10 protein-coding genes are annotated in these 11,105 nt (G+C 63.3%); 6 read left to right on the top strand and 4 right to left on the bottom strand.

All coding sequences use genetic code 11. The features are described 5' to 3' along the window. Nucleotides 1–23: 23 nt before the first annotated feature. The 4 genes from JL811_RS17080 to gloB form a co-directional block, all read right to left on the bottom strand. Nucleotides 24–506 (bottom strand): VOC family protein, encoded by a 483-nt coding sequence (locus JL811_RS17080; protein WP_202689920.1) that lies wholly within the window; start codon nucleotides 504–506, stop codon nucleotides 24–26. A 279-nt stretch (nucleotides 507–785) separates the two neighbouring features. Continuing rightward, complete coding sequence (locus JL811_RS17075) at nucleotides 786–1,763, bottom strand: M23 family metallopeptidase (protein WP_202689919.1); 978 nt, start codon at nucleotides 1,761–1,763, stop codon at nucleotides 786–788. Beyond that, the gene (clpA, locus tag JL811_RS17070; protein WP_202689918.1) at nucleotides 1,760–4,078 is read right to left on the bottom strand and encodes an ATP-dependent Clp protease ATP-binding subunit ClpA; all 2,319 of its coding nucleotides are present in this window, start codon (nucleotides 4,076–4,078) and stop codon (nucleotides 1,760–1,762) included. The genes JL811_RS17075 and clpA overlap by 4 nt, the downstream gene beginning before the upstream one ends. Nucleotides 4,079–4,247: 169 nt before the next feature. Beyond that, nucleotides 4,248–5,033 (bottom strand): hydroxyacylglutathione hydrolase, encoded by a 786-nt coding sequence (gloB, locus tag JL811_RS17065; RefSeq protein WP_202689917.1) that lies wholly within the window; start codon nucleotides 5,031–5,033, stop codon nucleotides 4,248–4,250. Between the two features lie 62 nt (nucleotides 5,034–5,095). Between gloB and JL811_RS17060 the strand changes: the two genes are divergently transcribed. From JL811_RS17060 to JL811_RS17035, 6 genes are all read left to right on the top strand, one after another. Continuing rightward, nucleotides 5,096–5,950, top strand: a complete 855-nt coding sequence (locus JL811_RS17060; protein ID WP_202689916.1) for a class I SAM-dependent methyltransferase — start codon at nucleotides 5,096–5,098, stop codon at nucleotides 5,948–5,950. 275 nt (nucleotides 5,951–6,225) lie between these two features. Beyond that, complete coding sequence (locus tag JL811_RS17055) at nucleotides 6,226–6,786, top strand: F0F1 ATP synthase subunit delta (RefSeq protein ID WP_202689915.1); 561 nt, start codon at nucleotides 6,226–6,228, stop codon at nucleotides 6,784–6,786. Continuing rightward, entirely contained in the window at nucleotides 6,786–8,324 is a 1,539-nt protein-coding gene (atpA, locus tag JL811_RS17050) for a F0F1 ATP synthase subunit alpha (protein WP_202689914.1), read from the top strand. The genes JL811_RS17055 and atpA overlap by 1 nt, the downstream gene beginning before the upstream one ends. Nucleotides 8,325–8,346: 22 nt before the next feature. After that, on the top strand, nucleotides 8,347–9,219 hold the full coding sequence (locus JL811_RS17045; RefSeq protein ID WP_202689913.1) for a F0F1 ATP synthase subunit gamma: 873 nt from the start codon (nucleotides 8,347–8,349) through the stop codon (nucleotides 9,217–9,219). Between the two features lie 19 nt (nucleotides 9,220–9,238). Further along, a complete protein-coding gene (atpD, locus tag JL811_RS17040; protein WP_202689912.1) occupies nucleotides 9,239–10,669 on the top strand; it encodes a F0F1 ATP synthase subunit beta in 1,431 nt (476 codons plus the stop codon). 9 nt (nucleotides 10,670–10,678) lie between these two features. After that, nucleotides 10,679–11,077 (top strand): F0F1 ATP synthase subunit epsilon, encoded by a 399-nt coding sequence (locus JL811_RS17035; RefSeq protein ID WP_202689911.1) that lies wholly within the window; start codon nucleotides 10,679–10,681, stop codon nucleotides 11,075–11,077. Nucleotides 11,078–11,105 lie beyond the last annotated feature (28 nt).

The following is an 11,105-nucleotide window of genomic DNA, read 5'->3' as shown; positions in this document are numbered from 1 at the left end:
GCAGGCGCGCGGCACAGGCGTGGTCAGTCCGCTTCGGCCAGCAGGGCGGGCAGGTCCAGCCGGGCATTGGACATTGCCAGATTGCCCGTCTCATCGCGGGGCCAGTCGCCGGGCGCGCGGTCGCGATACAGCTCAACCCCGTTGCCATCGGGGTCCCGCAGATAGATCGCCTCGGACACGCCGTGATCGGCGGCGCCTTCAAGGTCGATCCCTGCCTCCAGCACGCGTTTCATCGCCTTGGCAAGGCTGCGCCGGTCGGGAAACAGGATCGCGGTATGGTAAAGCCCGGTATGGCCGGGCGGCGGCGGCGTGGCCCCGCGGCTTTCCCATGTATTCAGGCCGATATGGTGGTGATACCCGTCGGCACCCAGAAAGGCGGCCTGTGTTCCGTATTTCTGCTGCAGCTCAAACCCCAGCACATCACGGTAAAAGGCAATGGCGCGGTCAAGATTGGCGACTTTCAGATGAACATGGCCGATACGGGTTCCGGGGGGCAGCACAGACATGGAAAACTCCTCTAATGACCATTGCATACAAAAAATTCACAAAATCGAATATAGCGCAGGATGCACAGCCTCCGTGCGCCTGTGAGAGGGCAGGTATTCTGACGGCGCATTCCGCAGGCGATCTGGCCGCTTTGTGTGGGAAAGGATGCGCCCCCGCCAAGGGGAGGGCGGGGACGCGAAGGCCGGACCGTTCACGAGGGGGACAGGTGGGCCCGGTGCGGCGCAGGGCCGACCGGAAAGCCATAGCGCGTGAATGAAACCGCGATGTGACAGGCAGGATCAATCACGCAGGGTGAAGAAAAGGCTGTCATGCTCTTTGATCATGCCTGAGCGCATAACGGTTAGCCGCGCCTCATAGTCGCCGGCGGGCCAGCCGCCCGGGGGCATCCGCCGCCCCACCGCGCGCATCGCCCGGGCCTGTGTGCGGTCCAGACCAACGGTTTCCGACAGAATGCCGCCGCCCGGCCCGGTCAGGCTGAAGGTCAGACTATCCCCTGCCTTTGTGCCGTAAAGATGCGCCCAGATCACCAATGCGGGCAGGTCGCGGGTCAGCCGGGGAAGGGCAGGCAGGCCCGCCTTCACCGCCTCGAATTCCGGCACGGCGCTGGCGATGCCAAGCGCGATCAGCCCGCCCGGACCGTAGGGCACGGGCTGCGACCACAGCGCGGGTCCGGTTTCGGCCGCGCCGCAGCCTTCGCCCGGCCGGGGCGCGAAGGGATCGACCACAGCACCATCGCGGCGCAGGCCCAGATGCAGATGGGGAAATTCGGTCTGCCCCGAAAGGCCGATCTGCCCCAGAACTGTGCCTGCCGCCACCTCTTGCCCCTGCTGCACCGCCACCGATCCCTGCCGCATATGGCAATAAAGCGTCTGCCAGCCGCCGGAATGGTCAAGCACCACCGCATTGCCGCATTCGTTGCGATCCAGAACCGGCGCCCCCGGCGCGCCAAGGGCGATGTCGGGCATGCCGTCGCGCAGCACTTGCACCCGTCCCGGCGCGGCCGCGCGAACATCGACACCCCGCGCCATCGCGGCCAGATCTGGCAGGGCGATATCGGTGCCGCTATGGCCGTCATAGCTCAGCGGCCCGCAGGTGAAATCCACCGCCCCCGGCCCGGGGTCATGATCCGGATATTGCTGGATGAAACAGTCCTGACCAAGACTGCAAGCCACAGGCCATTGCAAGGAAAAGGCCCCCGCATGCGCGGGGGCCAAAGACAGGGCAAGCAGCGCTGCCCGGATGATCGTGGCGATCATTCCGCCGTCAGAAGCGGCGGTTTCTGCCCGGTCAGGCGGGGTTTCTGCGGTTCTTCGACAATCAGATGGATCTGATCGTCCTTCACCGTGACCTTGACGACGCCTCCTTTCACCAGCTTGCCGAACAACAACTCCTCGGCCAGCGGCTTCTTGATATGTTCCTGGATCACCCGGCCCAGCGGGCGGGCGCCCATCTTGTCGTCATAGCCCTTTTCCCCCAGCCAGGCTGCGGCCTCGGGCGTCAGTTCGATATGGACATTGCGGTCCATCAGCTGCGCCTCAAGCTGCAGCACGAACTTTTCGACCACCTGATTGATCGTCTCCCGCGCCAGCGGCGCGAAGGAGATCACCGCATCCAGACGGTTGCGGAATTCCGGCGTGAAGGTGCGTTCGATCGCCGCCGTATCCTCACCCGTCCGGCGCTCCCGGCCAAAGCCGAAGGCGGCCTTGGCCATATCGGCGGCCCCGGCATTGGAGGTCATGATCAGGATGACATTGCGGAAATCCACCTGCCGACCGTTATGATCGGTCAGTTTGCCATGATCCATGACCTGCAGCAGGATGTTGTAGACATCCGGATGCGCCTTCTCGATCTCGTCCAGCAGCAGCACGCAATGCGGATGCTGGTCGACACCATCGGTCAGCATGCCCCCCTGATCGAAGCCGACATAGCCCGGAGGCGCGCCGATCAGCCGCGAAACGGCATGTTTTTCCATGTATTCCGACATGTCGAAGCGCAGCAGTTCCACCCCAAGGCTTGAGGCGAGTTGCTTGGCCACCTCGGTCTTGCCCACCCCGGTCGGCCCGGCGAACAGATAGTTGCCGATGGGCTTTTCGGGTTCGCGCAGACCGGCCCGCGCCAGTTTGATGGCCGAGCAGAGCGAATCCACCGCCTTGTCCTGCCCGAAGACCACCCGCTTGAGCGTCTTTTCCAGATCCCGCAGGGTTTCCGCGTCATCCTTCGAGACATTCTTGGGCGGGATGCGGGCGATTTTCGCCACGACGCCCTCAATCTCCTTGGTGCCGATTGTCTTGCGGCGCTTGGATTCGGACACAAGATGCTGCGCCGCCCCCGCCTCGTCGATCACGTCGATGGCGCTGTCAGGCAGCTTGCGGTCATTGATATAGCGCGCCGCCAGTTCCACCGCCGACTTGATCGCGTCATTGGTGTAGCGCAGATCGTGATGCGCCTCGAAATGCGGCTTCAGCCCCATCAGGATCTTGATCGCGTCGGGCACCGAGGGCTCGTTCACGTCGATTTTCTGGAACCGGCGCGACAGGGCACGGTCCTTCTCGAAATGCTGGCGGAACTCCTTGTAGGTGGTCGATCCCATCGTGCGCAGCTTGCCGCCCTGCAACGCGGGCTTCAGCAGGTTCGAGGCATCCATTGCCCCGCCCGATGTGGCACCCGCGCCGATCACGGTATGGATCTCGTCGATGAAGAGAATCGCGTCCGGATGGTCCTCCATCTCCTTGACGACCTGTTTCAGCCGCTCCTCGAAATCGCCGCGATAGCGGGTTCCGGCCAGCAATGCGCCCATGTCGAGGCTGTAGATCGTGGTCCGGGACAGAACGTCCGGCACTTCCTTGTTCACGATCTTCCACGCCAGACCTTCGGCGATGGCCGTCTTGCCGACGCCCGGATCGCCAACCAGCAGCGGGTTGTTCTTGCGCCGGCGGCACAGAACCTGAATCGCCCGCTCCACCTCGGCCTCGCGGCCGATCAGGGGGTCGACCTCGCCCTTGCGGGATTTCACGTTCAGATCGACGCAGAATTTCGACAGCGCCGATTCCTTGGCCTCCCCGGCCTCGGCCTTGGGGGTTTCCTGCGCTTCCTCGGCGCCGGTCACGGGGCGATTTTCACCGTAAGCCGGATCCTTGGCCACGCCATGGGCTATGAAATTCACCGCGTCATAGCGGGTCATGTCCTGTTCCTGCAGGAAATAGGCGGCATTGCTTTCGCGCTCGGCAAAGATCGCGACCAGAACATTGGCGCCCGTGACCTCGGTCCGGCCCGAGCTTTGTACATGGATCGCAGCGCGCTGGATCACGCGCTGGAAGGCCGCCGTCGGCACCGCCTCGGACCCTTCGACATCGGTGACAAGGGTGGACAGGTCGTCATCGACGAAATCCATCAGCGTCTTGCGCAAGTCGTCCAGATCGACCGAACAGGCCTTCATCACGCGGGATGCATCCGGTTCGTCGATCAGCGCCAGAAGCAGGTGTTCCAGCGTTGCAAGCTCATGGCGACGGGCATTTGCAAGCGCCAGAGCGCCATGAATGGCCTGTTCGAGTGTTGTGGAGAAAGATGGCACGTTCCGGTGCTCCTGTTCCTGCTGGTGCGGCGGGCGGGGTCCACGCGCCGACCATGGCCTCATAGGATTAAACTTCGGTTTTCTCTGCCCGTCTTCAAGTGTTTTTTCCGAAGTTCCGGCCTTTCTTTCGGCAATGTCCGAAAATGTGATCGAACAAGCCTCGGATGGGTCAGAAACGATCCTTTCGGCCACGGATCTCGGCGAAAACCTGTTCCGGGGCCGCATCGGGCATGCCGATGGCGGATTTCAGGGCAGGGTCTGCGGCGCGCAGAAAGGGGTTCGTCCGCCGTTCCAGCGCCAGGGTTGAGGGCACGGTCGGCAGTCCCGCCTCGCGCGCCCGTTCGATCTCTTCCTCCCGGAAGATAAGCGCCTCGTTCTGCGGTTCAAGAGCGCGCGCGAAACGCATGTTCGAGGTGGTGTATTCATGTCCCGAACAGATCAGCGTTTCCTCGGGGAGGGCAGAAAATTTCTCCAGGCTGCGCCACATCTGCGCGGGCGTGCCCTCAAAAAGGCGTCCGCAGCCCATGGCCATCAGGCTGTCACCGGTGAAGGCAAGCCCCGCGCCGGGGATGTGAAAGGCGACATGGCCGACCGTATGGCCCGACACATCCATCACCCGCACCTTCTGATTGCCGAACATGTGGGTCTGACCTTCGGCCACGGCCAGCGCAAGCGGCGGCAGGCGGTGGCTGTCGGCCTCGGCCCCCCAGACCGCGACATCGACCGCGACATCCTCGGGAAGGCCCGCCAGCAGATCCTTCAGCCCGTCGACATGATCACTGTGATGATGGGTCAGCAGCACATCGGTCAGCCGCCAGCCGCGCTCGGACAGCACCGCCAGAAGTGGTGCCGCCTCGGGGACATCGACAATTCCGGTGGCCCCCGTCTCGGCATCGTGGATGACGAAAGCATAGTTGTCGGTAAGGCAGGGGACGGTCACGAGATCGAGCGGCATGGTCTTTCCTCCGTCTTTCGTTATTCTGGCCCCCACTCTTGCCCGGATAAGGCCCCGCCGCAATGCATCTGGATGTGCTGGACCTGCGCAACTTCTATTACCGGACCAAGCTGGGGCGCATCGCCCAGCGGGCCATCCGTGACCGGCTGGTGGATCTGTGGCCCGATGTGAAGGGCCAGACGGTGGTGGGATTCGGCTTTGCCGCGCCGCTTTTGCGGCCCTTCCTGCCCGAAGCGCGCCGGGTTATCGCGTTGATGCCCGCGCAGCAGGGGGTGATGCCCTGGCCTGCGGGCATGCCGAATGTTTCGGTGCTGTGCGAGGAAACGCAATGGCCGCTGGATACCGGAAGCGTTGACCGGCTGGTGCTGCTGCACGGGTTCGAAACCTCGGAACAGCCTTCGGCACTGCTGGAGGAAACCGCCCGCGTGCTGGGGCCCGGAGGGCGGGCGCTGTTCATCGTGCCCTCGCGTTCGGGGCTTTGGGCGCGGCGGGACGGCACGCCCTTCGGATACGGGCGCCCCTATACGCTGGGCCAGCTAGAAGCCCAGTTGCGCCGGCATGAGTTTCAGCCCGAGCGCAGCATGGCCGCGCTGTTCTCGCCGCCGTCGGGGCGGCAGTTCTGGCTGCGCACGGCCGATTTTCTGGAAAAGAAAGGCCGCCGCTTTGCGCCATGGCTGGCGGGTGGGGTCTTGATGGTCGAGGTGTCCAAGCAGATGCATTCGCCGCGCCGGGGCGGGCTGGGGGCGGCGGTGACGCGGCCCTTGCGGGTGCTGGAAGGCGTGGGGCAGGCGATCCCGACCCCCAGTGCCGGGCCGGGAGGCGGGACGACGGCGGCACAGCCCATTCGCCTTGCGCAGGCCGCGACCCCGGGCACTTCACCGCACGGGCGACCGGGATGCGGCAGGGCAAAGGGGTGATTCACCGGTCCCTGCCGGTTGCGCCCTTTTGCCGCCTTCGTGCATCCGGACGCGCCCCGCCGATGCTGCGCTGCGGCTTCAAATGGTCGCAGGCGCCGAAAAGCCGCGCTTCAAGGGCTGTTCGGGATCACTGCGGCGTGACTTGAGTGGTTGCGGGGGGGCAGGTCCTCTGCTACATCGACCGCGAAATTGAGACGCATGCAGCCAGTATGCGCCATGGGATGCCCTTGTGTCTTGCAACCGCGGGACGGGGCCCAGATATCGGAAGGGTAGACGTGTCAGAATCCGCATCGATCTCCTCTGGCATTGCCGCGCGATACGCCACCGCCGTTTTCGAACTGGCGAAGGATGAAAAGGCCCTGAACGTGCTGGAGGGGGATGTTGATGCCCTTGACGCGGCACTGTCCGGTTCGGCCGATCTGCGCGACCTGATTTCCTCGCCGGTCTATACGCGGGATGATCAGGGCAAGGCCATTGCCGCCATTGCGAAAAAGATGGGGCTATCGCCGCTCTTTGCCAATACACTCGCCCTGATGGCCTCGAAGCGCCGTCTGTTCGTGCTGCCGCAGATGGTCGCCCTGCTGCGCGATCTCATCAGCGCCGAAAAGGGCGAAGTGATGGCCGAGGTGACCTCGGCCGTGAAGCTCTCGGCCGCGCAGGCCAAGGAACTCGCCGCGACGCTCAAGGCGCGTGTCGGCAAGGATGTGAAACTGAAAACCGCCGTCGATGAAAGCCTCATCGGCGGTCTTGTCGTCAAGCTGGGCTCGACCATGATCGACACGTCGGTCAAGGCAAAGCTCGCGGCCCTCCAGAATGCAATGAAAGAGGTCGGATAATGGGTATCCAAGCAGCTGAGATTTCTGCGATCCTCAAGGAGCAGATCAAGAACTTCGGGACCGAGGCGGAAGTGGCCGAGGTTGGCCGCGTTCTCAGCGTCGGCGACGGGATCGCCCGCGTCCACGGGCTGGACAATATCCAGGCCGGTGAGATGGTGGAATTCCCCGGCGGCATCCGCGGGATGGCGCTGAACCTCGAAGTCGACAATGTCGGTATCGTGATCTTCGGCGACGACCGCGCCATCAAGGAAGGCGATGTCGTCAAGCGCACCAAGTCCATCGTGGACGTGCCTGCCGGTGACGCGCTTCTGGGCCGCGTTGTGGACGGTCTGGGCAACCCGATCGACGGCAAGGGCCCGATCGAGGCGACCGAGCGCCGCGTGGCCGACGTCAAGGCCCCCGGCATCATTCCGCGCCAGTCGGTGCATGAGCCGATGGCGACCGGCCTGAAATCGGTTGACGCGATGATCCCCGTTGGCCGTGGCCAGCGCGAATTGATCATCGGTGACCGCCAGACCGGCAAGACCGCGATTGCGCTGGACACGATCCTGAACCAGAAAAGCTATAACGAGGCCGCCGGCGACGACGAGTCGAAGAAGCTTTACTGTATCTACGTCGCAATCGGACAAAAGCGCTCGACCGTGGCACAGCTGGTGAAGAAGCTGGAAGAAACCGGCGCCATCGACTACACGATCGTCGTGGCCGCCACCGCATCCGACCCCGCGCCGATGCAGTTTCTGGCGCCCTATTCGGCGACCGCGATTGCGGAATATTTCCGCGACAATGGCCGTCATGCGCTGATCATCTATGATGACCTGTCCAAACAGGCCGTTGCTTACCGTCAGATGTCGCTTCTGCTGCGCCGTCCGCCGGGGCGTGAAGCCTATCCGGGCGACGTGTTCTACCTGCACTCCCGTCTGCTGGAGCGTTCGGCCAAGCTGAACGCCGATCATGGCTCGGGTTCGCTGACCGCGCTGCCGATCATCGAAACGCAGGGCGGCGACGTGTCGGCCTTCATTCCGACCAACGTGATCTCGATCACCGACGGGCAGATCTTCCTTGAAACCGAACTCTTCTATCAGGGCATCCGCCCGGCCGTGAACACCGGTCTTTCGGTGTCGCGTGTGGGTTCCTCGGCCCAGACCAATGCGATGAAGTCGGTTGCTGGTCCGGTGAAACTGGAACTGGCGCAGTATCGCGAAATGGCGGCCTTTGCGCAGTTCGGTTCGGATCTGGACGCCTCGACGCAGGCGCTGCTCAACCGGGGCGCACGTCTGACGGAGCTGATGAAGCAGCCGCAATATGCGCCGCTGACCAATGCCGAGATCGTCTGTGTTATCTTCGCGGGCACCAAGGGCTATCTCGACAAGGTCGGTGTCAAGGATGTGGGCCGCTATGAGGCCGGTTTGCTGAAGCATCTGCGCGCCAACCATGCCGACCTTCTGGCCGACATCACCAACAATGACCGCAAGGTGAAGGGCGAGCTTGAAGACAAGATCAAGGCCGCACTCGACGCTTTTGCAAAAGACTTCGCCTGAGGGCGGGGCAGGGGGTAGGTAGATGCCGAACCTTAAGGATCTGAAAAACCGGATCGGAAGCGTCAAGTCGACGCGGAAGATCACGAAGGCCATGCAGATGGTCGCGGCGGCCAAGCTTCGCCGTGCACAGGATGCGGCCGAGGCGGGGCGGCCCTATGCCGAGCGGATGACCTCCGTGATGGCGGGGCTGGCCGCATCGGTGGGCAATGCCGAAGGCGCACCGCGCCTTCTGGCGGGAACCGGCAGCGACAAGGTGCACCTTCTGGTCGTGATGACGGCCGAGAGGGGGCTTTGCGGTGCCTTCAACTCTTCCATCGCGCGTCTGGCGCGGCTGCGCGCGCAGGAATTGCTGGCGCAGGGCAAGACGGTCAAGATCCTGACCGTCGGCAAGAAGGGGCGCGAACAGCTGCGCCGTGACATGTCCGCCTATATGATCGGGCATGTCGATCTGTCCGATGTGAAGCGGATCGGCTATGCACAGGCGCAGATGATTGCCAAGGACGTGCTTGCGCGTTTCGCAGCGGGTGAGTTCGACGTTGCAACGCTGTTCTTCAACCGCTTCCAGTCGGTCATCAGCCAGATCCCGACCGCGCAGCAGGTGATCCCGGCGCGCTTTGACGATGCCCCGGCCACTGCATCGGCGCTGTATGACTACGAGCCTTCGGAAGAGGGAATCCTTGCGGATCTGTTGCCGCGCGGTGTCGCGACGCAGGTCTTCACGGCACTTCTTGAGAACGGAGCCTCTGAACAGGGGGCACGGATGTCGGCCATGGACAACGCCACGCGCAATGCGGGCGACATGATCAACAAGCTGACCATCCAGTACAACCGCTCGCGTCAGGCTGCGATCACCAAGGAACTGATTGAAATCATCTCGGGCGCCGAGGCGCTCTGACCCGCACGGAGAAAAAGACATGGCAAAGGCGAAAGCAACCGGCAAGATCACTCAGGTGATCGGCGCTGTGGTGGACGTGCAGTTCGAGGGTGACCTTCCGGCCATTCTGAACGCACTCGAAACGAGCAATAACGGCAAGCGTCTTGTGCTGGAAGTGGCGCAGCATCTGGGCGAGAACACCGTCCGCACGGTTGCCATGGACGCGACCGAGGGACTTGTGCGCGGTGAGGCGGTTTCTGATACCGGCCTGCCGATCGCCGTTCCAGTGGGTGAGGCAACACTGGGCCGCATCCTGAACGTCATCGGGGAACCCGTTGATGAAAAGGGCCCGGTTTCCAGCAAATCCACCCGCTCCATCCATGGCGCGGCGCCCAGCTTTGCGGAACAGTCGACCGAGACCGAGATTCTGGTCACCGGTATCAAGGTTATCGACCTTCTGGCCCCCTATACCAAGGGCGGCAAGATCGGCCTGTTCGGCGGCGCCGGCGTTGGCAAGACGGTTCTGATCATGGAACTGATCAACAACATCGCCAAGGTGCACTCGGGTGTGTCGGTTTTCGCGGGTGTCGGTGAACGGACCCGTGAGGGCAACGACCTTTACCACGAGATGATCGAATCCGGCGTTATCGTGCCCGATGATCTGGGCAAGTCCAAGATCGCGCTGGTCTATGGTCAGATGAACGAGCCTCCGGGCGCGCGGATGCGTGTGGCGCTGTCGGGCCTGACGCTGGCCGAACAGTTCCGCGATGATACCGGATCGGACGTGCTGTTCTTCGTGGACAACATCTTCCGCTTCACGCAGGCAGGGTCGGAAGTGTCGGCACTGCTGGGCCGTATCCCCTCCGCCGTGGGTTATCAGCCGACGCTGGCGACCGATATGGGTGCGATGCAGGAACGCATCACCTCGACCAAGAACGGCTCCATCACCTCGGTGCAGGCAGTCTATGTTCCGGCCGATGACTTGACCGACCCCGCACCTGCAACTTCGTTCGCGCACCTTGACGCGACGACGGTTCTGGACCGCGCGATCTCGGAAAAGGGGATCTATCCGGCTGTGGACCCGCTTGGCTCGACCTCGCGCCTGCTGGACCCGCTGATCATCGGGGAAGAGCATTACAAGGTCGCGACCGATGTGCAGCAGGTGCTGCAACGCTACAAGTCCTTGCAGGACATCATCGCCATTCTGGGGATGGACGAACTGTCGGAAGATGACAAGCTGACCGTGACGCGCGCGCGTAAACTGGAACGCTTCCTGTCGCAGCCTTTCGACGTTGCAAAGGTCTTCACCGGTTCGGACGGTGTGCAGGTGCCGCTGGAAAAAACCATCGCGTCCTTCAAGGCCGTGGTTGCGGGTGAATATGACCACCTTCCGGAAGCCGCGTTCTACATGGTCGGCGATATCGACGACGTGATCGCCAAGGCGCAGCGTCTGGCTGCGGCTGCGGCATAAGGGGGCATCATGGCAGGAGCACTGCAATTCGACCTCGTGAGCCCGGAGCGCCGCCTTGCGTCGCTTCAGGTGGTCGAGGTGCAGATCCCCGGGGCGGATGGCGATCTGACGGCGATGGAGGGGCATGCCCCCGTCATCACCACGCTGCGCCCCGGTGTCCTGAAAGTGGTTTCGGCGGAAGCGACGCGGTCCTTTGCGGTGACGGGCGGCTTTGCCGAGATCACCGCATCGGGTGTGTCGGTTCTGGCCGAACGCGCCGTTCCGCTGGAAGAGGCGACCGGCGCGCTGATCGACAGCTATGTGGCCGAGGCCCGTGAACAGGCGGCCCTTGCGGCTGCGGATGATCGCGATTCGATGGAGAAGTTCATTCAGGATCTGATCAATCTTCGGTCGGTCATCGCGGCCTGAAACCCGCCTGACATCGGCCCCGTGCCGG

This window comes from Szabonella alba (assembly GCF_016765775.1).
Classification (GTDB): domain Bacteria; phylum Pseudomonadota; class Alphaproteobacteria; order Rhodobacterales; family Rhodobacteraceae; genus Szabonella; species Szabonella alba.
This window is presented reverse-complemented; position numbering and strand designations above follow the sequence as displayed.

Excerpts from the sequence above, each read along its gene's own strand:
- JL811_RS17080 (WP_202689920.1), bottom strand. The coding sequence starts at position 506 with ATGTCTGTGCTGCCCCCCGGAACCCGTATCGGCCATGTTCATCTGAAA.
- JL811_RS17075 (WP_202689919.1), bottom strand. The coding sequence starts at position 1,763 with ATGATCGCCACGATCATCCGGGCAGCGCTGCTTGCCCTGTCTTTGGCC.
- gloB (WP_202689917.1), bottom strand. The coding sequence starts at position 5,033 with ATGCCGCTCGATCTCGTGACCGTCCCCTGCCTTACCGACAACTATGCT.
- JL811_RS17060 (WP_202689916.1), top strand. The coding sequence starts at position 5,096 with ATGCATCTGGATGTGCTGGACCTGCGCAACTTCTATTACCGGACCAAG.
- atpA (WP_202689914.1), top strand. The coding sequence starts at position 6,786 with ATGGGTATCCAAGCAGCTGAGATTTCTGCGATCCTCAAGGAGCAGATC.
- JL811_RS17045 (WP_202689913.1), top strand. The coding sequence starts at position 8,347 with ATGCCGAACCTTAAGGATCTGAAAAACCGGATCGGAAGCGTCAAGTCG.
- atpD (WP_202689912.1), top strand. The coding sequence starts at position 9,239 with ATGGCAAAGGCGAAAGCAACCGGCAAGATCACTCAGGTGATCGGCGCT.
- JL811_RS17035 (WP_202689911.1), top strand. The coding sequence starts at position 10,679 with ATGGCAGGAGCACTGCAATTCGACCTCGTGAGCCCGGAGCGCCGCCTT.